Below are 22,937 nucleotides of genomic sequence, written 5' to 3'. Positions count from 1 at the left end.
GAAGCCCCTCAGTCGAGGATGAAGCTCTCCAGGTACGACGGGTTGGCGCGGTCGAGCATGGACCGCGAGCGCGCCTTGATCTGGCGGTCGCTGTGCTCGCCGGCCGGCAGCATCCAGAAGCGGTCGGCGCGGATGCCGTCGACGACGTGCTCGGCGACGTCCTCCACCGGGGTGAAGGTCACCTCGTGCCCGGCCTCCTTCATGGCGGCCTCGTACTGGTCGAGGCTGCGGTACGGGGTCCGGCGCGGCCGCTGCTTGGCGTAGCGCTCGGGCCGGTTGCGGTGCGACTCCCACAGTCCGGTGCGGAGCATGTGGGGGCCCGGGAAGAGCACGGAGGCGCCCACGCGCGCGTGCTCGGCGCGCAGATGGGCGTAGAGCGCCTCGGTCATGGTGACGACGGCCGCCTTGGTGACCGCGTACACGGAGGCGGTGGGCAGCGGGGCGATGCCGCCGTCGCCCGAGGAGGTGTTCACCACGTGGCCGGGTTCGCCGCCCGCGAGCATGCGCGGGACGAAGGCCTGGATGCCGTGGAAGACGCCCCAGACGTTGACGGAGAAGGCCCACTTCCAGTCGTTGGGCTCGTGCTCCCACATGCGGCCCTCGGCGCCGGAGCCCACGCCCGCGTTGTTGCAGAGGACGTGGACGGCTCCGAAGGTGTCGTACGCGGCGTCCGCGAACGCCCGCACCTCGTCGGCGTCCGAGACGTCGACCGTCCGGGCGAGGACCTGCGCCCCGCTCGCCATCAGCTCGTCGGCGGCCTCCTCCAGGGCGCCGCGCTCGACGTCCCCGAGGACGACGGCGAGGCCCTCGGCGGCGAAGCGGCGGGCCATCGCGAGCCCGATGCCGCTCGCCGCGCCCGTGACGACGGCGACCTGCCCCTCGCGCAGCTCCATCAGGCACTTCCTTCCGGGGGTCCGTCGAGGATCTGGAGCGGGTCGTCGTACCGCTGGTGGACGAAGGGCAGCAGGTCCCGGGCGGAGACGCGCTCGGCGACCGTGCCCTTCTGGTCGGTGGTCTTCTCGCCGATCGTGATCTCGACGAGCCGGCGCACGGGGAGGTCGGCGACCGGGTCGTACATGGACTCGCGCAGGACCACGTCGCCCGTGATCCGCTCCAGCTTCCGCACCTTCTCGTTGCGGACGCAGTGGACGAGGACGGGGTCGGCGTCGAAGCCGGTCCCCTCCACGCCCGGCAGGAACTTGAAGTAGAAGTCGGTCTTCTCGACGGGCTCCGGCAGCGGCAGCGGGCCGGAGACCGCGCCGCGCACCTCCACGAAGGCGATGCCGTGCCGGGCGAGGGCGGCGCGCACGACGAGCCCGTCGCGCTCGACGGTGACCTCGCCCAGCTTCTTCGGCTCGCCGAACACCTCGCGCCCGCCGATCAGGGCCCGCTCGTGGGTCATCGGCATGACCAGCGGATACCAGCCCTCCCGGTCGCCGTGGGCGGCGGCGACGGCCACCGAGCCGGCGCCGAGCGGGTAGCCGGGCAGGTCGACCTTGCTGATGTTGACGCGCACGAGGGGGCGCGCGGTGGGTTTCAGCGGGGGCGGCAGGACCGCCGCCACGACGTCGGGATCGGTCTCCCAGACGGCGACCACGCCGGTGGACCAGATGTCGGGGAGCCTGGCGGAGCGCTCGCGGGCCGCCGCCGCCTCCGCGTCGCCGCGGGCCCCGTACCGTACTCGTGCCATGACGTACCACCCTTCGGGAACGTATCGGCCTGTAACACAGTTACACCGACCGCCCCGCAGGGTAAAGAGGGCCGCACGCAGAGGAGTTGGGGGAATCGATGGCACGCTCCGCGCTGACCCGCGACGAGGTCCTGGACACGGCGGCCGCCCTGGTGAGGGAGCACGGCCCGGACGCGCTGACGATGCGTCGGCTCGCCGCCGAGCTCGGCACCGCGGTCACCTCCATCTACTGGCACGTCGGCAACCGCGAATCGCTCCTCGACGCCCTCGTCGCCCGCACCGTCGCCGACCTCGGCACGATCCGCCCCCGGGGCACGACCCCGGCCGAGCGGATCGTCTCGGTCGCCCGCGCGCTGCGCCGCGCCCTGCGCGAGCGCCCGCACCTGGTGGCGATGGTGCACGAACGCGGCCTGACGGAACGCATGTTCCTGCCGGCCCAGCGCGCCCTGGTCCGCGAGGCCCACGCGGCGGGGCTGCGCGGCTCCCGCGCGGCCGCCCTGGTCCACGCGGTCCAGTTCCAGGTCGTCGGTCACGTCCTCGTCGAGCGCAACCGCGAACGCGCCCCCGCCCAGCCGCCGGCCGAGACGGACCTCTGGGCCACGGAGCAGGCCGGGCTCGCCCTCCCCGACCCGGAACTCGCCCTCGCCCTCGCCGCCCCGATCGACACGGAGGCCGTGTTCCTGGTGACGGTGCGCGCGCTGGTGACGGGGCTGCTGCGCTGAGAGGACCGGACCTCCGCGCCCCGGCGTCCCGGCGTCCCTGCCGAACCTCCGCGCCCCGGCCTTCAATTCGGTGGCACGCGCGCGGGGCGACGGTCTACGGTGGGCTCGCGCGGGGGCGGCTCCGCAAGCGTGCTTCCTTCTCTCTTTTCTCCGACACCCGTAGCGCGCTCACTCTCCGCCCCCGCCCTCCCTCTTCCCCTCCGCGAGGAGTTCCCTTTTTGTCCGTGGTGTCGTCCGTGTCGTCCGTCCTTCTGCGCCGTCTCCGCACCGTCTACGTCGACCAGGCCGGGCCCCGCCCCGGCGACCCGTCCACGGCGGAGGGCCTCGTCGCCCTGGAGGCCGAGCTCCTCGACCGCGGCTTCGCCCCCGACCCCGGACTGCGCGCCGCGCTCGCCTGGCTGGGGCCGGCCGGTCTGGGCGACGCCGGCCGCCGGCTGCTCGGCGCCCTCGACCGCGAACTGGGCGCGGACCGGCCCCACATGCCGCTCTTCCGCTCCTTCCCGACCTCCGTGCCCGACGACACCTTCGGCCTCTACGTGGACCGGGTCCTCGCCCTGCTCCTCCAGTCCCCCGAGCAGCCGTGCGTGCTCTGCGGCACGGCCGGCGGCGTCCACCCGGTCGCGCCCTGCGCCCATCTGGTCTGCCGCGGCTGCTGGGACGGCGCCGACTACTCCGGCTGCCCGCTCTGCCACCGGCGCGTCGACCCGGCCGACCCCTTCCTGAGGCCCGCGGCACCCCGGACCGACACGGAGGACACGAAGGACACGGACGGCGGGGACGGCGGGGCTGCGGGGTCCGCCGGGCCGCTGCGGCTGCTCACGCTCGGCCGTGACCTGCCCGCCGACGCGGTCACCGCGCTCCGCACCCTCCTCGCCCGCCGCACCCCGCTCTCCCCCGACGACCGGGACGACCTCAAGCTGCTCCTCGCCCACGCGCCCCGCACCCTGGACTGGCTGCCCGCCGACGTTCCCGTGCGCGAGACGAAGGCGCTGCTGCTCGGCACCCTGCTGCGCGAGCGGGCCACCCGGGCCGCCGCGACGGCCGAGCTCGGCCACCGGCTCACCACCGCCACCGACGTGCTGCGCCTGCTCGCCGTCTGGTCCGGCGGCGAGGCCGACCTCCTCGAACCCCGCCGCTTCCGCTCCCTGCCGCGCGCCCTGCGCCGCCGGCTGCTCGACCTCCTCGACGGCTTCGACGTCACCTCCCTCGTCGAGGACGTGCTGCGCAAGCCCGGCCCGTGGAAGAAGGCCGCCGAGGTGCTCCACCCGTACGAGACGCACGCGCGGCACCCCAGGGCCGCGCTCGCCTTCGCGGTGCTGCGCGGCACGTCCCTCGACGCCGTCGCCGGCCCCCTGGGCGAGACCCTCGCCCGCACCGCCGCCGCCCACGACACCGCCGTACGGATCGACGGCGACCGGATCAAGCCGCACACCTGGACCGGCCGGGTGGAGGCGGCGCTCGCCGCGCGCGACGCCGACGCCGCCCTCGAACTGCTCGCCCGGCGGCCCGGCGAACTGCTGCGCCGCCTCGACCACCTGCTCCGGCTCCGGCCCGCCGCGCGGGCGTCGCCCCGGCTCGCGGAGGTGCTCGGCGGGTCCCTGGCCGGCGCGGGTCCGGGTCCGCTGCTGGCCGCGCTGGGCCGGCTGGGCGTCCGCCACCTGCCGGGCGACCGGCGGGTGTTCTTCCCGCGCGGCCGGGTCACCCACGCGTACACCCTGGACGACACCCGGGCTCCCCTGCCGGCCACGCTCACCGCCGAGGTGGGCGCGCTCCTGGAGGCGGAGGTGCTGCGCCGGCTCGCGGCCGCGCCCCGTTTCGACGCGGCCGTGCTCGACGCGGACCTCGCGGGGCTGGCGGTGCCCTCGGCGGAGGGCTCGGCGGCGAAGGCGCTCGTCACGGTGGCGCGCGGTTCGACGCAGCCGCTGCCGCGCGGCGAGGTGCTGCGGATGTTCCTGCACTGGACCCAGCCCGACCGGACGCGGGTCGACCTGGACCTGTCCGTGGCCCTCTTCCACGAGGACTGGTCCTTCGCCGGGCTGTGCGACTACACCCACCTGGTCTTCGGGCGGCGCGCCGTGGTCCACTCCGGCGACCTCACCTCGGCGCCCGCGCCGCAGGGCGCGACCGAGTACGCCGACCTGGACCTCACCGCCCTGTCCGACGCGGGCGTCCGCTTCGCGATGCCGATCGTCCTCAGCTACAACAACGTGCCCTTCGAGGAGCTGCTCGACGCCTTCGCGGGCTTCATGGCGCTGCCCTCCCGGACGGGACGGGACGCGTCCTACGACCCCCGGACGGTGCGCCAGCGCTACGACCTCGTCGGCGACGCCCGCGTCCACGTGCCCCTGCTCGTGGACCTGGAGCACCGCACCTTCCTCTGGACGGACCTGCACCTGCCCCCGGCCGAGGGCTTCCAGAGCGTCGCCGCGCACGGCGACACCCTGGGGCGGGTCGGCCGCGACCTGTACGGCTACTTCACGGCCGGCCGCACCACCCTGTGGGACCTGGCGGTCTGGCACGCGGCGGCCCGCACCGACACGGTGACCGTGCTCCGGCGCGGCCGGGGGACGGCGGACGAGGTGTGGGCGTACCGGCGCGGCGCCGGCGAGCCCGTCCCCCGCTTCGCGGACCGGATCCGGACGGGCGGGGCGCCGGACGGGCGCCGCACGGCGGAGGACGGGCCGGCGGCCGCCGCCGAGGCCGCGACGGGCCGGCACGTCCTCCTCGCGCTGCTCGACGGCGACGTGGCCCCGGCGGGGGCCACGGGCACGGTCTACCGGCTGCTGCCGGGTCCCGTGGACGGCTGCGGTCTCGACGCGGCGGCGGCCGGCGACCTGGTCGCCGCGCTCGGCTGAGCGGCCGGCACCGGCCGGATCCCCCGCGCCGGACCGCCGGAAAGGGCGCGCCCCGCGTGCCGTCCGTGCCCCGCGCACGAGGGGGAGGGCGGTGGATCCGGGCCAGGACGGTGGCGGATCACCGCCACGGAATCCGGAACCGGGGGCCCGGGTGTCGGTGGAGGCCCGTATTCTCAATGACCGTGCTTGACGACCGTACGACAGCAGCGATGTGGCCGACCGCCTACCCGCAGGGGTACGCGGTCGTCGACGTGGAGACCACCGGCCTCGCCCGCGACGACCGGATAGTGTCGGCTGCCGTCTACCGGCTGGACGCCCAGGGGAACGTCGAGGACCACTGGTACACCCTGGTCAACCCCGAGCGGGACCCCGGCCCCGTCTGGATCCACGGGCTGACCAGCGACGTCCTGGAGGGCGCGCCGCTCTTCCCGGAGATCGCGGCGGAGTTCGCCGCGCGGCTCGACGGGCGGGTGCTCGTCGCGCACAACGCGATGTTCGACTGGCAGATGATCGCCCGGGAGTACGCGCGCGCGAAGTCCGCCGCGCCGGTGCGCCAGCGGCTGTGCACGATCGCGCTCGCCAAGGAGCTGTCGCTGCCGCTGCCCAACCACAAGCTGGAGTCGCTCGCCGCGCACTTCGGCGTCGTGCAGCAGCGCGCGCACAACGCGCTCGACGACGCGCGGGTGCTCGCCGAGGCGTTCCGGCCGAGCCTGCACGCGGCGGCCGAGCGGAACGTCCGCCTGCCGCTGCTCGAGTGCCGGCCGCTCACCGAGTGGGCCTCGACGCCGACGCAGCCCCGGGCGGGCCACCCGTCCTCCTACCGGGCGGGCGGCTGGCGGCCCTCGCGGAAGCGCCCGGCGTGCCCGTACCCCAACCCCGGACGTTACGAGTCGGACAAACCGCTCAAGCAGGGCATGCGGGTGGCGTTCTCCGGTGACACCTCCGTCGACCGCGAGCTCCTGGAGGACCGCACCGTCGAGGCCGGCCTCCACGTCGCCACCAGCGTCTCCCGGCTGACCAGCCTCCTGGTCACCAACGATCCGGACTCCGCCACCTCCAAGACCCTCAAGGCCCGCTCGTTCGGCACCCCGGTCGTCGACGAGGCCGCCTACACCCAGCTGCTGCGGGACGTGACCCCGGCAGACGGGTGACACCCCCGGTCCTGCGGGCGCGCCGTGCTGCGCGCGCCCGCCGGGCGCTCCACCCTGTGGCGCATGGCACGTTGTGAGGTCTGCGGAAACGATTACGGCATGTCCTTCGAGGTGCACGCGCAGGGCGCGGTGCACGTCTTCGACTGCTTCGCCTGCGCCATCCACCGCATGGCGCCCATCTGCGAGCACTGCCGGGTCCAGATCATCGGACAGGGCGTCGAGGTCGAGGGCAGCTGGTACTGCGGCGGCCACTGCGCCCGCGCGGAGGGAAAGGTGGGCATCGTCGACAGGGTGTGAGGAAACGATCCCGGACGGTCGGGCGCCCCGACCCGAACCCCCCGTGCGTGCACCCCTCGGCCCCCGCTGTACGGTCGTGGGGTGTACCGCTTCCTGTTGTCCCGGCAGTGGGTGATCCTCACCCTCGGCGCCCTCGCCCTCATCCCCACGATGATCCAGCTGGGATTCTGGCAGTTCCACCGGCACGAGCACCGGGTCGCCCAGAACGCCCTGATCGCGGACAACCTCAAGGCGGAGCCGCTCCCGGTCGAGGAGCTCACCTCCCCCGGTCACACCGTTCCCCGCGCCGACTACTGGCGGCGGGTCACCGCCACCGGCACCTTCGACACCGCCCACGAGGTGGTCGTCCGCCGCCGCACCTCCTCCGACGACCAGGTGGGCGTGCACGTCCTGACCCCGCTGGTCCTCCGCGACGGCCGGGTCGTCCTGGTCAACCGCGGCTGGGTCCCGGCCGCCGCCGACCAGCACGCCTACCCGCCGGTGCCGCCCGCCCCCAAGGGCGAGGTCACCGTCACGGGCCGGCTCAAGGCGGACGAGACGACGGGCGCCAGCGGCATCAAGGACCTGAAGGGCCTGCCGGACCGCCAGGTCATGCTCATCAGCAGCCGGCAGCAGGCCGAGCTCATGGGACGCGAGGTCCTCGGCGGCTATCTGGAGCTGACCTCGCCCGAGCCGGCCGGCGACACCCCCGAGACGATCGCCGAGCCGGACCACGAGTCGATCGGTCCCCACATGGCGTACGCCGTGCAGTGGTGGCTCTTCGCCGCCGGGGTGCCCGTCGGCTGGGTGGTCCTGGTGCGCCGGGAGAAGCGCGACCGGCAGACCGGGGACGCCGCCGACGTCCCCGGATCCCCCGAGCGGGACGCGACGGAGGCGCAGGCCACTCCGTCCCGCTGATTGACCGTCGTCGCTTCCGGGAACAGCCCAAAGCGTGACGCAACGTATCGACGACTACGCCCTCATCGGGGACCTCCAGACCGCCGCGCTCGTCGGCCGTGACGGGTCGGTCGACTGGCTGTGTCTGCCCCGCTTCGACTCCGCCGCCTGCTTCGCCGCCATCCTCGGCGACGAGAACAACGGCCACTGGACCCTCGCGCCCAAGGGCGCCACGAGCTGCACCACCCGCCGCTACGCCGAGGACACCCTCGTCCTGGAGACCTACTGGGAGACCCGTACGGGCACCGTCAAGGTCGTGGACTTCATGCCGCAGCGGGACACGTCCCCCGACCTGATGCGGATCGTGGAGGGCGTCAGCGGCAGCGTCGAGATGGCCTCCGTGCTGCGGCTCCGCTTCGACTACGGCTCGATCGTGCCCTGGGTGCGCAGGGCCGACGGCCACCGGGTCGCGATCGCCGGGCCGGACTCGGTCTGGCTGCGCAGCGAGCCGCACGTGAAGACCTGGGGCCAGCAGTTCTCCACCCAGTCCTCCTTCACGGTCGCCGCAGGCGAGAAGGTGGCCTTCGTCCTGACCTGGCACCCCTCGCACGAGCCGCGCCCGGCCCTCGTCGACCCCTTCGAGGCCCTGGAGCAGTGCCTCGCGGACTGGCGGAAGTGGACGGCCCGCTGCACCTACGAGGGTCCGTACCGGTCGTCGGTGCTGCGCTCCCTGATCACCCTCAAGGCGCTCACGTACGCCCCCACCGGCGGCATCATGGCCGCCCCCACCACCTCCCTGCCGGAGGACCTCGGCGGCGTGCGGAACTGGGACTACCGCGCCTGCTGGCTGCGCGACTCCTCCCTCACCCTCGGCGCGCTGCTCGCCGCCGGGTACGAGGAGGAGGCCGCCGCCTGGCGGGACTGGCTGCTCCGCTCGGTCGCGGGCGACCCCGCCGACCTGCAGATCATGTACGGGCCCGCCGGGGAGCGCCGGCTTCCGGAGACCAGCCTGCCGTGGCTGCGGGGCTACGCCGACTCGGCGCCGGTCCGGACCGGGAACGCGGCGGTGGACCAGTTCCAGCTGGACGTGTACGGCGAGGTCATGGACTCCCTCCACCGCGCGCGTGAGGCCGGGATCCCGGCGGAGCGGCACGCCTGGAACCTCCAGCTGAGCCTGCTCGGCTTCCTGGAGTCCACCTGGCGGGAGCCCGACGAGGGCCTGTGGGAGGTCCGCGGGCCGCGCCGCCACTTCACCCACTCGAAGGTGATGGCCTGGGTCGCCGCCGACCGCGCGGTCCGCACCCTGGAGGCCGACCCCACGCTGCCGGGGGACGTGGGGCGGTGGCGGGCGCTGCGGGACGAGATCCACGCCCAGGTGTGCGCGCGGGCGTACGACCCCGTGCGGAACACCTTCACCCAGGCGTACGGCTCGTCCGAGCTGGACGCCGCCACCCTCCTCATCCCCCAGGTCGGCTTCCTGCCGCCGGACGACCCCCGGGTGGTGGGGACCGTGGACGCCGTGCGCGAGGAGCTGATGCACGGCGGCTTCCTGCGCCGGTACAGCCCCGACTCGACGTCCCTGGACGGCCTCCCGGGGCAGGAGGGGACCTTCCTGGTCTGCTCGTTCTGGCTGGCGGACGCGCTGCGGATGACCGGGCGCGTCGAGGAGGCCCGCGCGCTCTTCGAGCGGCTCCTCACCCTGACCAACGACGTGGGGCTCCTCGCGGAGGAGTACGACCCGGCGACGGGACGCCAGCTGGGGAACTTCCCGCAGGCCTTCAGCCACATCGGACTGGTGGGGACGGCTCTCGCCCTGGCCGCCGAGGACGCGGCAGGATAGGGGCATGGATCTTGGACTGAAGGACCGTGTGTACGTGGTGACCGGGGCGACGCGGGGGCTCGGCCGGGCCTCCGCCGAGGCGCTGCTCGCCGAGGGCGCGAAGGTGCTGGTCACCGGGCGCGAGGAGAAGGCGGTCGCCGACGCGGTGGCCGAGCTGGGCGAGGGCGCGGCCGGGATCGCCGCCGACAACGCCGACCCTGGGACCCCGGCCCGGCTGATCGCCGAGGCGCGGGCCCGCTTCGGCGGCTTCGACGGCATCCTGATCAGCGTCGGCGGCCCGGCGCCGGGCTTCGCGGCGGACAACACCGACGAGGAGTGGGCGGCCGCCTTCGACACGGTCTTCCTGGGGGCGGTGCGGCTGGCCCGCGCGGCCGCCGAGACGCTCGCCGAGGGCGGGGTCATCGGCTTCGTCCTGTCCGGCTCCGTCCACGAGCCGATCCCCGGCCTGACCATCTCCAACGGGCTGCGCCCGGGGCTGGCCGGCTTCGCCAAGTCCCTCGCCAACGACCTGGGCCCGCGCGGGATCCGGGTGATCGGTCTGCTGCCGAGCCGGATCGACACGGACCGGGTCCGCTCCCTGGACGCGCTCTCCGGCGACGCGGACGCGGCCCGCGCGGCGAACGAGCTCACGATCCCGCTGCGGCGCTACGGCACCCCGGAGGAGTTCGGCCGCACGGCGGCCTTCCTGCTCTCGCCGGCCGCGTCGTACCTGACGGGGCTGATGCTCCCGGTGGACGGCGGGGCGCGCGCCGGATTCTGACCCCGGGGGCGGGGCACGGGCCCCGGAGGGCGGCGTGCGAGACCCGGGCGGCGTTCCGGCCGTCGGAAGGACGGCGTTCGGGGGCCGGGCGACGCCCTGCCGTCAGGCAGCGGCGCCCGGCCCCCGGGGCGGGGCCCTCAGGCGACCCGGCGGGCGCGGTGCTTCACCGCGCGCAGGCGCGCTTCCGTGGGCAGGGCGGACAGCCCCGTCGACGTACGGGCGTGGGCGAGGGTGCGGGCGCTGAGGGCGGACAGGACGTCGCCCGGGGAGGCGTGCGGCTCCAGGAGGAGGGCGATCCGGGACCGGGGGGCGGTTCGGCGGCCGGTGAGGGCGATCTTGGCCCGGGCGACGCCGTCCTGCGAGGCGGCGTCCGCCTCCAGGACGCTCTCCAGGGACCGGCCGCGCAGGACCGCCGCCTCGCCGTCGCGCGTGTCGACGAGGACCTCGCGGAGCCGGGCCCGCCGGAACTGGACGATCAGCCACCAGAGGGCCAGCAGGACGATGATCCCGAGGGCGGCGATGACCGCGGGCCACCACCAGCTCTCGTCCCGCCAGCGCTGCCGGTCGGCGGTGGAGAGCAGCACGTCGGAGGGGCCCGACCAGGGCCACCAGGACGGTACGGACAGGTCGACGGCGGCGGCGAGGACGGCGCCGCCGAGGACCACGAGGATCAGCCCGGCGAGACCGAGCAGGACGCGGTTGACGCGCCGGAGGACGCGGGTCACTTGGCCTTCCCTTCCTTCCGCGACGGCCGGGCCACCCGTACCGCCGGCGCGGGCGGGCGGGCGAGGCCGAGCTCGTCCACGCCGGCGGCGAGCACCGTCTCCACGTCGGCGCGGACCTCGTCGAGGGCCCGGAAGTGGGAGACCGCCCGGACGCCGACCTTGGTCCGGCCTGCGCGCACCCGGACGGACTGGACCCCGGAGACCTCCATCACGCGGTCCCGCAGGATGAGGGCGGCGGCCTCGCGGTCGAGTCCCGCCCGTACGTCGGTGTGCTCGCGGCGCATGGGAAGGACGTCTCGCAGCCCGGGGGTGAGGGCCAGGACGAGGAGCCACAGGCCGAGGAGGACGGCGACGGACGCGCCGGCGACGATCACCACGTCGTCGAGGGGTCTGGTCGCGAGGGCGTGGGCCAGTCGGCGCCGCCAGGACATCGCGGGGCGGTCGGCCCGTACGGCCGCGACGTCGTAGAGGAGCAGCCCGGCGGCGCCGAGGACGACGGCCGCGAGGAGGGCTGCGGGGATGCGGCGGACGGACCAGAAGCGGCGGGCGCGGGGGGCCGGAGCGCCGGCCTGGGCGGTCGTCGCCCCGTCGGCGGGGGCGGCCGGAAGGCCCGCGCTCGTCGTGGGGTCCGTGTCCGGGGTGGTGGTCATGCGAGGCGGCCCCTCGACGAGGTGTGGCGGGTGTGCGCGGAGTGGAGGTGCTCGACGTGGACGGCCACCTCGTGGACCTCCAGACCGGCGAGCTCCTCCACGCGGGTGCGTACCCTGCTCCGGACGGCGCCGCACTGGCGGCCCACGTCGGAGGGGTAGTCGAGGTCGAGGCTCACCGAGACGCGGGCGGTGTCCCGGTGGACGACGACCGAGGCGTGCGGTTTCGATCCCCCTTCGGGTACGGCGTCGAGGGCCTCCCTCGCCGCCTGGGCGGCGATCTTGGCGACGACGCGGTCGGCGATGGTGGTCGCCCCCCGGTCCCGCACTCCGTCCCTTACCCGTGCCGGATCGTCTGCCAGGTCCGTCACCACCTCGGGTCACCGCCGCCGGTCGCCGCGTTCACGTCCCCGGAAGAAGTCTCCGGGTTCGAGGTCCCCGTCGAGGAACCGCCCGGCCACGAAGCCGATCGCGCCGAGGGCCGCGACCAGTACGAACGCTCCGAAGCCGCCGAAGTATCCGGCGAATCCGAGAGCCATGCCGGCCAACAGGCCGGCCACCGCCATGCTCATTCCGAGTCCCTTCCTGGCCCCTGTCGCCGGGGTTCCGACGACTACTGGAGCCGGGGCTCCGGCTCCTCTTCCTCGTCCTCGGGCAGCTTCACGTCGCTGACCGCGATGTTGACCTCGACGACTTCGAGACCCGTCATCCGCTCCACGGCGGCGATGACGTTCTCCCTGACGTCTCCGGCGACGTCGGCGATGGAGACGCCGTAGTCGACGACGATCTCCAGGTCGAGGGCGGTCTGCACCTCGCCGACCTCGGCCTTGACGCCCCGGGTGACGCTCGACTTGCCGCCGCCGGTGCCGGGGACCCGGTCGCGGACGGCGCCGAAGGTGCGGGAGAGGCCGCTGCCCATGGCGTGGACGCCGTCGACGTCGCGTGCGGCGAGACCGGCGATCTTCTCCACGACCCCGTCGGCGATGGTCGTCCGGCCCCGGGTCCCCGCCAGGCCGCCCCCGCGCTTGGTCATGGAGGCGCGGCGTGACTCGTCCGTCGCGAGCTCTCCGGAGTGAGTGGTGTCCGTCATCAGATCTAGCCCCTTCTGTCATTTTTCGGGGTTCCTCGCCCACATTAAGGGCGTTTGCCCCGATTCGCCCGAGGGATGCGGCAGGCTGGGGGAATGACGACGGCTGAAGGATGGACGGCGGCGGTACGGGAGCGGCTCGCGCCGGGCAGGCTGCTGCCGCTCGGGACCGCCGGTGACGGCGCGTGGATCACCGAGCGGGCGGTGCGGGGTGTCCTCGCCCCGGCCGCCGCGGCTGTACGGGGGGTGGTGCCGGGCGGGATCCGGGTCGGGCCCGACCTGGAGGCCGAGAACGAAGGGGCGGCGGGGGCCGAGCCGTTCCCGGTGCCGCCGGGGGCGCTCGGGCCGGGGGTGCTGCGGATCACCGCGGACTTCGGGGCGGTCGCGGGCCGTCCGCTGCCGGAGCTGGCCGAGGAGCTGCGGGCGGCCCTGCTCGGGGCGGCGCGGGAGGGGATCGGGCTGCTCGTGACGGCGGTGGACCTGCGGGTGACGGAGCTGCTCGACACGGAGCCCGCGGGGGCCCCGGACGCTCCCCCGCCGGGGCGGCCGGCCCCGGCGACGGACGATCCGGTGGCCCTGGCGGTCCTGCGGGTCGAGGGCGTGGCGGGCGTGACGGACAGCTGGGGGCCGCCGGTGCACCGGGGGCCGGAGGGGGTGCGGGTGGAGCTGGCCGTGACGGCCGGTCACCGCCCGCTGGACGTGGCCGGCGCCGCCCGGAACGCCGCGGCAGCGGCCGCCGACGGGGCGGCCGCGGTCACGGTACTGGTGTCGGAACTGCGCTGAACGCGCGCGTGCGGGGGTCCTGCGCCCGAAGCGCCCGAAGCGCGCGCGAGCACCGCGTCGGACGCGTGGGCACCGCGTCGGACGCGTGCGCGTCCGGCGCCCTTCGCGCGCGTGCGTCAGTCGCCGAGGCCCGCCAGGTCGCGCAGGCGGCGGGCCTGGGCGGCGCGCTCGGCGGTGCGCTGCTCCTCGTAGGAGCGGCCGGAGACGCCCTGGAGCAGGGCCTTGGTCTCGTTGACCGCGTCGCGGGGCGCCGCGAGCAGGGCGGCGCTGAGGTCCCGTACCGCCGCGTCGAGCTCCTCGGCGGGCACGGACAGGTTGGCGAGACCGATGCGCTCGGCCTCCTCCGCGTGCACGAAGCGGCCGGTGGCGCAGATCTCCAGCGCACGGGCGTAGCCCACGAGCGAGACGAGCGGATGCGTCCCGGTCAGGTCCGGGACGAGGCCCAGGCTGGTCTCGCGCATGGCGAACTGCACGTCCTCGGCGACGACCCGCAGGTCGCAGGCGAGGGCGAGCTGGAAGCCCGCACCGATGGCGTGGCCCTGGACGGCCGCGATCGACACGAGGTCGCTGCGGCGCCACCAGGTGAACGCCTCCTGGTACTCGGCGATGACCGCGTCGAGGTCCTCGTCGGAACCGCGCGCGAGGTCGAGGAAGGACGGCTCGCCGTCGAAGCCCTCGGGCGTGAACGCCTGCCGGTCGAGTCCGGCGGAGAAGGACTTGCCCTCGCCGCGCAGGAGGACGACCCGCACGCTGCCGGGCAACGACCGGCCGGCTTCCGTCAACGCCCGCCACAGAGCGGGAGACTGGGCGTTGCGCTTCGCCGGATTGGTCAGGGTCACCGTGGCAACGGCGTCCTCGACGGTGAGCCGTACACCGTCCTTGTCGAACACGAGCTCAGAGTCGTCGAGCGTAGTCATGGGGCGCCTCCGGTTCCGGTGCAGCACTGCATGCGACATGCTAAGTGACTGCACAGTAACCACCTGGCCGACCGCAGGGTCGACCGGGTGCCCACCGGGAGGTCCCGGTGGACCGGTCGAGCCGCCCCGATGTCAGGCCGAGGCCGCCTTCTTGCCCCGTGTCGCCCCGCCGCGTCCGCGCAGCGTGACTCCGGACTCGCTCAGCATCCGGTGGACGAACCCGTAGGAGCGGCCGGTTTCCTCGGCCAGCGCCCGGATGCTCGCACCGGAGTCGTACTTCTTCTTCAGGTCTGCCGCGAGCTTGTCGCGCGCGGCGCCGGTCACCCGGCTGCCCTTCTTCAGAGTCTCGGCCACCCGTGCCTCCTCATGGGAAGTGCGCTCTGGACTTCTCATGATCACCCCTCCCGTCCGTCCTGGCCACCCATTCGACAAGGTCCGTGCCGCCGGGTTTGTGGACGAGTACGCCGTCATCACGAACGGAAGCCCGTATTCCGCAGAGCGGGAAACGCGCCTTCGAACCGTTCGGTACGGGAAGTGCCAGGTCAGCGCCACAAAGGGAGCACACGTACGGCGCGGGTCTGCCGGAAGGATTCGGCAGAGCACCGCGCCGGGAGGTACGAGAGATCCTCACTCAGATGACGGATCACCCATGAGCCGAATGATCCAGCCCGGGATGATCATCCGGGGCCGGACGAGACTCCGGGACGCCCCTCGGAGGGTCAGGCGAGGGCCACCAGGTCCGCGTAGTCCGCGCCCCACAGGTCCTCGACGCCGTCCGGGAGCAGGATGATCCGCTCCGGGTCGAGCGCCTCCACGGCGCCCTCGTCGTGGGTGACGAGGACGACGGCGCCCTTGTACGTGCGCAGCGCGCCCAGGATCTCCTCGCGGCTGGCCGGGTCCAGGTTGTTGGTGGGCTCGTCGAGGAGCAGCACGTTCGCCGAGGAGACGACGAGGGTCGCGAGCGCGAGCCGGGTCTTCTCGCCGCCGGAGAGGACTCCGGCCGGCTTGTCGACGTCGTCGCCGGAGAAGAGGAAGGAGCCGAGCGTCTTCCGCACGTCGACGAGGTCGAGGTCGGGCGCGGCCGAGCGCATGTTCTCCAGGACGGTCCGCTCGGGGTCGAGCGTCTCGTGCTCCTGGGCGTAGTAGCCGAGCTTCAGGCCGTGGCCCGGGGTGACCTCGCCGGTGTCGGGCTTCTCGACGCCGCCGAGGAGGCGCAGCAGGGTCGTCTTGCCCGCGCCGTTGAGGCCGAGGATGACGACGCGCGAGCCCTTGTCGATCGCGAGGCTCACATCGGTGAAGATCTCCAGCGAGCCGTAGGACTTGGAGAGCCCCTCGGCCGTCAGCGGGGTCTTGCCGCAGGGCGCCGGCTCGGGGAAGCGGAGCTTGGCGACCTTGTCGGAGACCCGCACCGCCTCCAGGCCCGAGAGCAGCCGCTCGGCGCGCTTGGCCATGTTCTGCGCGGCGACGGTCTTGGTGGCCTTGGCGCGCATCTTGTCGGCCTGCGAGTTGAGCGCGGCGGCCTTCTTCTCGGCGTTCTGGCGCTCGCGCTTGCGGCGCTTCTCGTCGGCCTCGCGCTGCTGCTGGTAGAGCTTCCAGCCCATGTTGTAGACGTCGATCGTGGAGCGGTTGGCGTCCAGGTAGAAGACCTTGTTCACCACCGTCTCGACGAGGTCGACGTCGTGGGAGATGACGATGAAGCCGCCGCGGTAGGTCTTCAGGTAGTCCCGCAGCCAGATGATGGAGTCGGCGTCGAGGTGGTTCGTGGGCTCGTCGAGCAGCAGGGTGTCGGCGTCGGAGAAGAGGATCCGGGCGAGCTCGACGCGGCGGCGCTGACCGCCGGAGAGGGTGTGCAGCGGCTGGCCCATGACCCGGTCGGGCAGGCCGAGGGCGGCGGCGATGGTGGAGGCCTCGGCCTCGGCCGCGTAGCCGCCCTTGGTGAGGAACTCGGTCTCCTGGCGCTCGTACTGGCGCAGGGCCTTGTCGCGGGTGGCGCCGCTGCCGGTGGCGATGCGCTCCTCGTTCGCCCGCATCTTCTTGAGGAGGGTGTCCAGGCCGCGGGCGGAGAGGATGCGGTCGCGGGCCAGGACGTCGAGGTCGCCGGTGCGCGGGTCCTGCGGGAGGTAGCCGACCTCGCCGGAGCGGGCGATGCTGCCGGCGGCCGGCTGGCCCTCGCCGGCGAGGCACTTGGTGAGGGTGGTCTTGCCCGCTCCGTTGCGGCCGACGAGGCCGATGCGGTCGCCCTTGGCGACGCGGAAGGAAGCGGACTCGATGAGGACTCGGGCGCCGGCGCGCAGCTCGATGCCGGAAGCGGTGATCACGGACAGACTCCAGGGCGGTGGGAAGGGCGGAAGGACGGCTGGTGGCGGGCTTCGACGCCGCTAATGCACCCAGAGGAGAACGGCCATGCGGCCAGTCTAACGGGCGCCTGCAACTGGTTTTCGGCCATAAGGGTGCGGCAGGCGGCATCGAATCTTTCTCACATTCCCGCCTATGCGCATGAAAAGGGGCGAGCGGGTCGAGATCATCCGATACTCGGCGCAGGGCGGCGGCCACCGCCGCGACAGCGACGCGGAGGGTGGTGGACCGTGCAGTTCGACGACGACGCCGACCTGGACACCTCGGAGGTCCGGGACGTCCGCGGCAGCCGCATCCCGGGCGGCAGGGCGACCGTCGGCGGCGGCGTCATCGGCCTCATCGCCCTGGTCCTGGGCGTGCTCTTCGGGGTGGGGCCGGACCAGCTGGGGCTCTCCTCCGGCGGTGACGCGCCGGCCGCGAGCTCTTCGTCCGCGGCCCAGGTGAACCAGAGCTGCAGGAAGGGCTCGGACGCCAACGCGCGCCAGGACTGCCGGATCGTCGCCGTCGTCAACAGCGTGCAGGACTACTGGCGGAGCGAGTACCGGCGCCGGGGCGGCACCTACGGGACCGCCACCACCGTGATGTTCACCGAGCGGGTCGGCACCGCCTGCGGCTCGGCGACCTCGGCGGTGGGGCCCTTCTACTGCCCCGGCGACCGGCGGGTCTATCTGGACCTGGGCTTCTTCGAGGAGCTGCGGACCCGGTTCGGCGCGACCGGCGGGCCCTTCGCCCAGGCGTACGTCGTGGCGCACGAGTACGGCCACCACGTCCAGAACATGATGGGGACCCTCGCCCGCGCCCAGGACGGGCGGACCGGCGCGGACTCCGACGCCGTGCGGGTCGAGCTCCAGGCCGACTGCTACGCCGGGGTCTGGGCGCGGCACGCGACGACCGCCCCCGACGAGAAGACGGGCCGGCCGCTGCTCACCCGGATCACCGACGAGGACATCCGGGACGGCCTGGACGCGGCGGCGGCCGTGGGCGACGACCGGATCCAGGAGAGGTTCCAGGGGCGGGTGACGCCGGAGAGCTGGACGCACGGCTCGGCGGCGCAGCGGCAGCGGTGGTTCCACGAGGGCTACCGGACCGGCGACATGGCCCGGTGCGACACCTTCCGCTGAGTTGTCGGCGGCGGCTGCCAGACTGAGATCCGGGTCACATCGAGAGGGAGTGATCGGGATGGCTGGGACCCCCGACATCTGTCCGGCGCTGCGGTACGAGGACGCGAAGGCGGCGATCAAACAGCTCACGGAGGGCTTCGGCTTCACCGAGCACGCCGTGTACGAGGGCGAGGACGGCCGTGTGATGCACGCCGAGCTCTCCTGCGGGAACGGCATGGTGATGCTGGGCAGCAAGGGCAGCGGCACCGGGTTCGACAAGCTGATGGGCGACGGCGGGCCCACCGCGGTGTACGTGCGCGTGGACGACGTCGACGAGCACCACGCCCGGGCGGTGGCGCGGGGCGTCGAGATCGTGCTGCCGCCGACGGACCAGGAGTACGGCGCGCGGGACTACACGGCCCGGGACGCCGAGGGCAACGTATGGAGCTTCGGTACGTACGCCCCCGGCGCGGCGGGGTGAGCGTCCCCTGAGGTCAGGCCCCGCCGGTGTGGACCTGGAAGGCGGCCCGGCGGACCGCCTTGGCCAGGGCCGGGTCCGGGTGGGCGGCCGCCAGGGCGACCAGGACCTGGACCGTGCGGGGGTGACCGACGGCACGGACCTCGTCGAGCAGCGCCGGGACGGTGCCCTGCACGGCGGAGTCGAGGTGGCGGACGAGCAGTTCGCTCTCGCCGTGGTCGGCGACGGCCGCCGCGGTGTCGACCCAGAGCCAGGTCGACTCCTCGCGGGTCAGCACCTCCTGGGCCTCGTCGGGGTCGGCCCCCTCGTACTCGGCCAGCCAGAGCAGCGCGTACGGGCGGAGCGAGGGCTCGGCGACGGTGGCCCGCACCTCGGCCTCGGCGGGCGCCCCGACGACGCGGAGCGCCTCGAAGGCGAGACCGCGCAGGAGGGCGTCCTCGCCGCGGGCGACGGCGAGGAGCTCGCCCACGGCGCTGGACAGGGTGCGGGCCGCGAGCCAGGCGCGGTACTCGTCGCGGGCCGGGCCCGGGGTGAGCCGGGCGCAGCCGCGGAGCATGTCCTCGGCGGACTGCTCGATGTTGCCCGCGGGGCTCTGCGCGGCGACGCAGATCTGCTCCAGCTTGACCCAGACCGCCCAGTTGCCGAGCGGGGTCAGGGTGGCGTGGCGCTCGCCGGTGCCGGGCTCCAGGGTGAGCGCGCCCACGGCGGCCAGGCCCTCCAGGGCCCAGTCGAGGAGGGCGGGCAGCCCGTCGCCGGCGGGGGCGGCGGGGGCGTCCGCCGTCTCGGGCGCCGGCTCGGCCTCGGGGACCTCGCAGCGCTCCTCGCGGAGCTCCTCGACGCGCTGGCCGAGGAGGTCGAGGAGGGCGGGGACGAGGACCGGGCCCTGGGAGAGCTGGAGCAGCGAGAGCACCTGCGGGACGGCCTCGACCACCTCGGCGACGGCGCTCGGGGCGACCCCCTCGGGGGCGGGGTGCACGAGCGACCAGGCGTCGAAGAGGGCGACCCAGCCGCGCAGGACGGCGGAGTCGTCGCGGTCCCAGGCGTGCAGCCGCCAGCCGGGGCGGGCGGTGTCGCCGTGCAGCTCGACGAGCCCGGCGAGCCGGGCGCGGTCCCAGCCGGCCCGGATCTGCCCGGGCGTCAGGTCCAGTGCGGCCGCGGCCCGTTCCTGGGCGGGGCCGGTGCGGGGTGCCGTGTCGGCCCCCTGCTCGACGGCGGCCCAGCGGGCGATCCGTACGGCGTCGGCGAGGACGTGCCGGGCCTGGCGGGCGAGCTCCGCGCGGGGCGGAGTGCCCTCGGGCGGCCGCGGCGCCGGCCGGGTGCGCCGGGTCGTCACCGCCCGTCGGGCGGTGGCCAGCGCCCGCGGGCGGACGAGTCGGAGTCTGGAGTTGCGCGCCAATGGTTCATCGGGCTTTCGAGACGTCACGGGGGCAGTCTTCCCGCTGACGGCCCGAAAGCCCAATCGGAATCAGAAGTGCCGTCAGAGCAGCGGGGTGAGGAAGCGGCGCACGGACTCCTCGTAGCGGTTCGGGTCGGCGTTCCACATCGCGGCGTGCGGGGCCTGCTTCACGGTCCGCAGGCCGACCAGGCCGGGCAGGCGGGCGGCGAGTTCGACGGAGGGCTCCCAGGGGGCGAGGGTGTCGTCGGGACCGTGGAAGAGGAGGGCCGGGGCGCGCAGGGCGCCCGGCTCGGAGACGGTCCGGAGGAGGTCGCCGTGCGCGCCGGTCCTGCCCTGGGCGGCGCGGACGGCGAGCGGGAGCAGGAGGCCCGGGACGTGGCGGGCCGTCGCGAGGTTGCGGAGGGTGGCCTCCCAGTCGAGGACCGGGGAGTCGAGGACGAGGCCGCTGATCCTGTCGCGGACACCCGATTCGACGGCGGCGCGCAGGGCCATCGTGGCGCCGGTCCCCCAGCCGTGCAGGACGACCTTCCGGGCCCCTCGGCGGACGGCGTAGCGGATGGCGGCGTCGACGTCCCGCCACTCGGAGTCGCCGAGGTGGGCCAGGCCGTCCGGGGAGGCGGGCGCCCCTTCGTCGCCCCGGTAGGCGGGGACGAGGACGGGGATCTTGCGGCGGTCGTAGAAGGGGACGAGGTTCAGCGGGTGTTCGCGGGTGGTGCCGAGGCCGTGCAGGGCGATCACCCAGGTGGCGCGGTGGCCGGGCACGAGCCAGGCGGGCAGGGGGCCGAGCTCGCCGGGGATCTCGACGTCCTCGTGGACGAGGCCGAGGGCACTGGTGGGGGTGCCGCGGTGGAGCTGGGGGGTGAGCCGGACGCGGGCGCCGGGCCCGAGGACGCCGAGCTCGACCCGCTCCAGGCGGCGGACGACGGTGTCGGCGGTGTGCGGGACCCGGTCGAGCACGGGACCGAGGACGGCGTGCAGGTCGGGGGCGTCCATGCCGTACGTGCCGGGGCGCAGCGAGGCGAGGCTGCGGGTGAGGGTGATCCGTTCGGGCCCCGTGGCGTGCACGGTGAGTCCGGGATCTCCGGGCAGTGGTCGTCCGGACGGCGCCTTGAGGGCGACGTCGCTGGCGTACCGGCCGGCCGCGATCACGGCCGCGCCGACACCGATCAGGGTGGTGACGGCCGCTGCCGTCGCTGTAGCCGGGCGCACGCTCCCAGTCTCGGCAGGGCGGGGTGCGACTGCCACCGGACGGACCCGGCCGGGGTGGACCGCGGCGGGGCCGGGGGGCGCCCGAGGTGGATCGCGACGGGGCCGGCGGGGTCGCCCGGGGTGGATCGCGGTGGACCGGCGGGGTCGCCCGGGGGAGTGACATGGGTCTCCTCCGGGGGGTCCCCCGGCCGGACGGTCCTGTCCAGGGGGTGGAACCGGGTGCGAGGGGAGGAAGCGGGGCAGGTCGTACGTGCCCCGTGAAGGACGGGATTACCCGGGGTCGTGCGGTGACCGCATCGTGGACGCCGCGCCCTCCGGGGCGAGAAGCGGAACCACTTGACACCGGATAGGGACACCACGCCGCCCGCCCCAGTTCATCTTCCGTTCACCCAGGTTGCTTACGTTCGACGAGCCACTGACGTCAAACGATTGCCTGGGTAAATGGAACACATCACGCTGCTGCTCGCCATTGTGGTCGTGACAGCTCTCGTGTTCGATTTCACGAACGGTTTCCACGACACCGCCAACGCGATGGCCACGACCATCTCGACCGGTGCGCTCAAGCCCAAGACGGCGGTGGCCATGTCCGCCGTGCTGAACCTCGTCGGCGCGTTCCTGTCCGTGGAGGTCGCCAAGACGATCTCCAAGGGACTGGTCAACGAAGAGGGCATCCAGCCCGAAGTGATCCTCGCGGCGCTCGTCGGCGCGATCCTCTGGAACCTGGTGACCTGGCTGGTCGGTCTGCCCTCCAGCTCCTCCCACGCCCTGATGGGCGGCCTCATCGGCGCGACCGTCGCCTCGATCGGCGTCAGCGGTGTCAACGGCGAGGTCGTCGTCACCAAGGTCCTCATCCCGGCCGTCGCCGCGCCGATCGTCGCGGGCATCGCCTCGATGCTGGCCACGAAGCTGACGTACAGGATCGGCGCCAGGACCGACGAGAAGGACACGGCCAAGGGCTACCGGGCCGGCCAGATCGCCTCCGCCGGTCTCGTCTCCCTCGCCCACGGCACCAACGACGCCCAGAAGACGATGGGCATCATCACCCTCGCCCTGGTCGCCGGCGGCACCCTGGCCCCCGGCTCCAACCCGCCCGTCTGGGTCATCGTCTCCGCCGGTCTGGCGATCGCGCTCGGCACCTACCTCGGCGGCTGGCGCATCATCCGCACCATGGGCAAGGGCCTCACGGACCTCCAGCCGCAGCAGGGCTTCGCCGCCCAGACCAGCGCGGCCACGACCATCCTGGCCTCCTCCCACCTCGGCTTCTCGCTCTCCACCACCCACGTCGTCTCCGGCGGCGTCATGGGCGCGGGTCTCGGCCGCAAGGGCGGTGTCGTCCGCTGGTCGACCGCCACCCGCATGTTCGTCGCCTGGGGCCTGACCCTGCCGGCCGCCGGCCTGGTCGGCGCGGGCGCCGAGTACGTCGCCCGCCAGGGCGACTGGGGCGTCTACGTCGTCGCCGCCTTCCTGGTCGCCTCCTGCCTCGGCATCTGGCTCGTCTCCCGCCGCCAGGTGGTCGACCACACCAACGTCAACGACGTCGAGACCGACGCCGAGCCCGCCGGTGTCGTGACCACCGCGATCGCGGTCGTCACCCCGCCGCCGGCCGGCTCCGTCGCCGCCGTCGCGGACGAGGACCTGAAGACCACCATCCCCGCGCCGGCCCCCACGGACCCGGCCGCTCCCCCGGCCCCCGCCGCGGTCTAAGGAACTGGAACCAAGCATGAAGATCGACTGGGCAGCCCTCGGCTCCGTCTTCGGAGTCAGCCTCGCGGCGACCGTCGCCCTCGTGGGCCTCTTCACCCTCGGTGTCGTCGGCCTCTCCAAGCAGGAGCGGGCCGCGGCCCAGGGAGGCTCCGCCGCCCTGGCCCGCACCGGCGCCTACGCCTGCTTCGCCCTGTGCCTGGCGGCCGTCGCGTACGGCATCTACCTGATCGTCGCCTGACGCTCCCCTCACCTCGGCCGGGGGGGGGGGCCCCCCCGGGGGGGGCCCCCCCCCCCGGGGGGGGGGGGGTGGGGGGGCGCGGGGGGGGGGCGGGGGCGGCGGGGGGT

The 22,937-nt window shown here is 74.3% G+C and carries 24 protein-coding genes; 12 read left to right on the top strand and 12 right to left on the bottom strand.

All coding sequences use genetic code 11. From position 1 onward, the window contains the following. Positions 1-8: 8 nt before the first annotated feature. Both ACFYUZ_RS04475 and ACFYUZ_RS04470 read right to left on the bottom strand, forming a co-directional pair. Positions 9-893 carry an SDR family NAD(P)-dependent oxidoreductase gene (locus tag ACFYUZ_RS04475; protein WP_389306161.1) on the bottom strand — a complete coding sequence of 295 codons (885 nt, stop codon included), beginning with the start codon at positions 891-893 and terminating at the stop codon, positions 9-11. Beyond that, positions 893-1,690, bottom strand: coding sequence for an acetoacetate decarboxylase family protein (locus tag ACFYUZ_RS04470; RefSeq protein WP_093876759.1), 798 nt, complete (start codon positions 1,688-1,690; stop codon positions 893-895). Before ACFYUZ_RS04470 ends, ACFYUZ_RS04475 begins: the two co-directional genes overlap by 1 nt. A gap of 98 nt (positions 1,691-1,788) precedes the next feature. Between ACFYUZ_RS04470 and ACFYUZ_RS04465 the strand changes: the two genes are divergently transcribed. From ACFYUZ_RS04465 to ACFYUZ_RS04435, 7 genes are all read left to right on the top strand, one after another. Further along, the gene (locus tag ACFYUZ_RS04465; RefSeq protein ID WP_389306159.1) at positions 1,789-2,412 is read left to right on the top strand and encodes a TetR/AcrR family transcriptional regulator; all 624 of its coding nucleotides are present in this window, start codon (positions 1,789-1,791) and stop codon (positions 2,410-2,412) included. A gap of 227 nt (positions 2,413-2,639) precedes the next feature. Further along, on the top strand, positions 2,640-5,267 hold the full coding sequence (locus ACFYUZ_RS04460; protein ID WP_389306291.1) for an MXAN_6230/SCO0854 family RING domain-containing protein: 2,628 nt from the start codon (positions 2,640-2,642) through the stop codon (positions 5,265-5,267). Between the two features lie 176 nt (positions 5,268-5,443). Then, entirely contained in the window at positions 5,444-6,418 is a 975-nt protein-coding gene (locus ACFYUZ_RS04455; RefSeq protein WP_389306157.1) for a DEDDh family exonuclease, read from the top strand. Positions 6,419-6,481: 63 nt separating this feature from the next. Then, a complete protein-coding gene (locus ACFYUZ_RS04450; protein WP_030691654.1) occupies positions 6,482-6,715 on the top strand; it encodes a hypothetical protein in 234 nt (77 codons plus the stop codon). Positions 6,716-6,796: 81 nt separating this feature from the next. Then, positions 6,797-7,612 (top strand): SURF1 family protein, encoded by an 816-nt coding sequence (locus tag ACFYUZ_RS04445; RefSeq protein WP_389306155.1) that lies wholly within the window; start codon positions 6,797-6,799, stop codon positions 7,610-7,612. A gap of 34 nt (positions 7,613-7,646) precedes the next feature. After that, on the top strand, positions 7,647-9,431 hold the full coding sequence (locus tag ACFYUZ_RS04440; RefSeq protein WP_389306153.1) for a glycoside hydrolase family 15 protein: 1,785 nt from the start codon (positions 7,647-7,649) through the stop codon (positions 9,429-9,431). A gap of 4 nt (positions 9,432-9,435) precedes the next feature. Beyond that, on the top strand, positions 9,436-10,191 hold the full coding sequence (locus ACFYUZ_RS04435; protein ID WP_389306151.1) for an SDR family oxidoreductase: 756 nt from the start codon (positions 9,436-9,438) through the stop codon (positions 10,189-10,191). 137 nt (positions 10,192-10,328) lie between these two features. On the opposite strand, the gene amaP is transcribed toward ACFYUZ_RS04435, so the two are convergent. From amaP to ACFYUZ_RS04410, 5 genes are read right to left on the bottom strand one after another with little or no spacing between them, the layout of a single operon-like run. Further along, on the bottom strand, positions 10,329-10,916 hold the full coding sequence (gene amaP, locus ACFYUZ_RS04430; protein WP_389306150.1) for an alkaline shock response membrane anchor protein AmaP: 588 nt from the start codon (positions 10,914-10,916) through the stop codon (positions 10,329-10,331). Continuing rightward, on the bottom strand, positions 10,913-11,566 hold the full coding sequence (locus ACFYUZ_RS04425; protein WP_389306149.1) for a DUF6286 domain-containing protein: 654 nt from the start codon (positions 11,564-11,566) through the stop codon (positions 10,913-10,915). The genes amaP and ACFYUZ_RS04425 overlap by 4 nt, the downstream gene beginning before the upstream one ends. Then, positions 11,563-11,934 (bottom strand): Asp23/Gls24 family envelope stress response protein, encoded by a 372-nt coding sequence (locus ACFYUZ_RS04420; protein WP_389306147.1) that lies wholly within the window; start codon positions 11,932-11,934, stop codon positions 11,563-11,565. Before ACFYUZ_RS04420 ends, ACFYUZ_RS04425 begins: the two co-directional genes overlap by 4 nt. Positions 11,935-11,943: 9 nt before the next feature. Next, positions 11,944-12,135: a hypothetical protein gene (locus ACFYUZ_RS04415; RefSeq protein ID WP_123451009.1), complete on the bottom strand. Its 192-nt coding sequence runs from the start codon at positions 12,133-12,135 to the stop codon at positions 11,944-11,946. Positions 12,136-12,176: 41 nt separating this feature from the next. After that, positions 12,177-12,653, bottom strand: a complete 477-nt coding sequence (locus ACFYUZ_RS04410) for an Asp23/Gls24 family envelope stress response protein (protein ID WP_389306145.1) — start codon at positions 12,651-12,653, stop codon at positions 12,177-12,179. A gap of 93 nt (positions 12,654-12,746) precedes the next feature. On the opposite strand from ACFYUZ_RS04410, the gene ACFYUZ_RS04405 reads away from it, so the two are divergent. Further along, complete coding sequence (locus ACFYUZ_RS04405) at positions 12,747-13,433, top strand: hypothetical protein (RefSeq protein WP_389306143.1); 687 nt, start codon at positions 12,747-12,749, stop codon at positions 13,431-13,433. Positions 13,434-13,549: 116 nt separating this feature from the next. Here the strand turns inward: ACFYUZ_RS04405 and ACFYUZ_RS04400 are convergent, their stop codons facing one another. The 3 genes from ACFYUZ_RS04400 to ACFYUZ_RS04390 form a co-directional block, all read right to left on the bottom strand. Then, a complete protein-coding gene (locus ACFYUZ_RS04400; RefSeq protein ID WP_389306142.1) occupies positions 13,550-14,350 on the bottom strand; it encodes an enoyl-CoA hydratase/isomerase family protein in 801 nt (266 codons plus the stop codon). Between the two features lie 132 nt (positions 14,351-14,482). Next, positions 14,483-14,704 (bottom strand): helix-turn-helix domain-containing protein, encoded by a 222-nt coding sequence (locus ACFYUZ_RS04395; RefSeq protein WP_006123601.1) that lies wholly within the window; start codon positions 14,702-14,704, stop codon positions 14,483-14,485. A gap of 365 nt (positions 14,705-15,069) precedes the next feature. Beyond that, entirely contained in the window at positions 15,070-16,668 is a 1,599-nt protein-coding gene (locus tag ACFYUZ_RS04390; RefSeq protein WP_389306140.1) for an ABC-F family ATP-binding cassette domain-containing protein, read from the bottom strand. A gap of 267 nt (positions 16,669-16,935) precedes the next feature. On the opposite strand from ACFYUZ_RS04390, the gene ACFYUZ_RS04385 reads away from it, so the two are divergent. Together ACFYUZ_RS04385 and ACFYUZ_RS04380 are read left to right on the top strand one after the other, a co-directional pair. Further along, the gene (locus ACFYUZ_RS04385; RefSeq protein ID WP_389306138.1) at positions 16,936-17,826 is read left to right on the top strand and encodes a neutral zinc metallopeptidase; all 891 of its coding nucleotides are present in this window, start codon (positions 16,936-16,938) and stop codon (positions 17,824-17,826) included. A gap of 58 nt (positions 17,827-17,884) precedes the next feature. After that, entirely contained in the window at positions 17,885-18,286 is a 402-nt protein-coding gene (locus tag ACFYUZ_RS04380; protein ID WP_389306136.1) for a VOC family protein, read from the top strand. Between the two features lie 13 nt (positions 18,287-18,299). Here the strand turns inward: ACFYUZ_RS04380 and ACFYUZ_RS04375 are convergent, their stop codons facing one another. Both ACFYUZ_RS04375 and ACFYUZ_RS04370 read right to left on the bottom strand, forming a co-directional pair. Further along, positions 18,300-19,706 (bottom strand): hypothetical protein, encoded by a 1,407-nt coding sequence (locus ACFYUZ_RS04375; protein ID WP_389306134.1) that lies wholly within the window; start codon positions 19,704-19,706, stop codon positions 18,300-18,302. 54 nt (positions 19,707-19,760) lie between these two features. Next, a complete protein-coding gene (locus ACFYUZ_RS04370; RefSeq protein ID WP_389306133.1) occupies positions 19,761-20,888 on the bottom strand; it encodes an alpha/beta hydrolase in 1,128 nt (375 codons plus the stop codon). Positions 20,889-21,329: 441 nt separating this feature from the next. Between ACFYUZ_RS04370 and ACFYUZ_RS04365 the strand changes: the two genes are divergently transcribed. After that, entirely contained in the window at positions 21,330-22,592 is a 1,263-nt protein-coding gene (locus ACFYUZ_RS04365) for an anion permease (protein WP_389306132.1), read from the top strand. Positions 22,593-22,608: 16 nt separating this feature from the next. Continuing rightward, positions 22,609-22,830: a hypothetical protein gene (locus ACFYUZ_RS04360; RefSeq protein WP_389306130.1), complete on the top strand. Its 222-nt coding sequence runs from the start codon at positions 22,609-22,611 to the stop codon at positions 22,828-22,830. Positions 22,831-22,937 lie beyond the last annotated feature (107 nt).

It is taken from the genome of Streptomyces sp. NPDC004266 (assembly GCF_042874095.1).
In the GTDB taxonomy this organism is placed as follows: domain Bacteria; phylum Actinomycetota; class Actinomycetes; order Streptomycetales; family Streptomycetaceae; genus Streptomyces.
The sequence above is the reverse complement of the archived record's forward strand: the minus strand, read 5'-3'. Positions and strand labels throughout refer to the sequence as shown.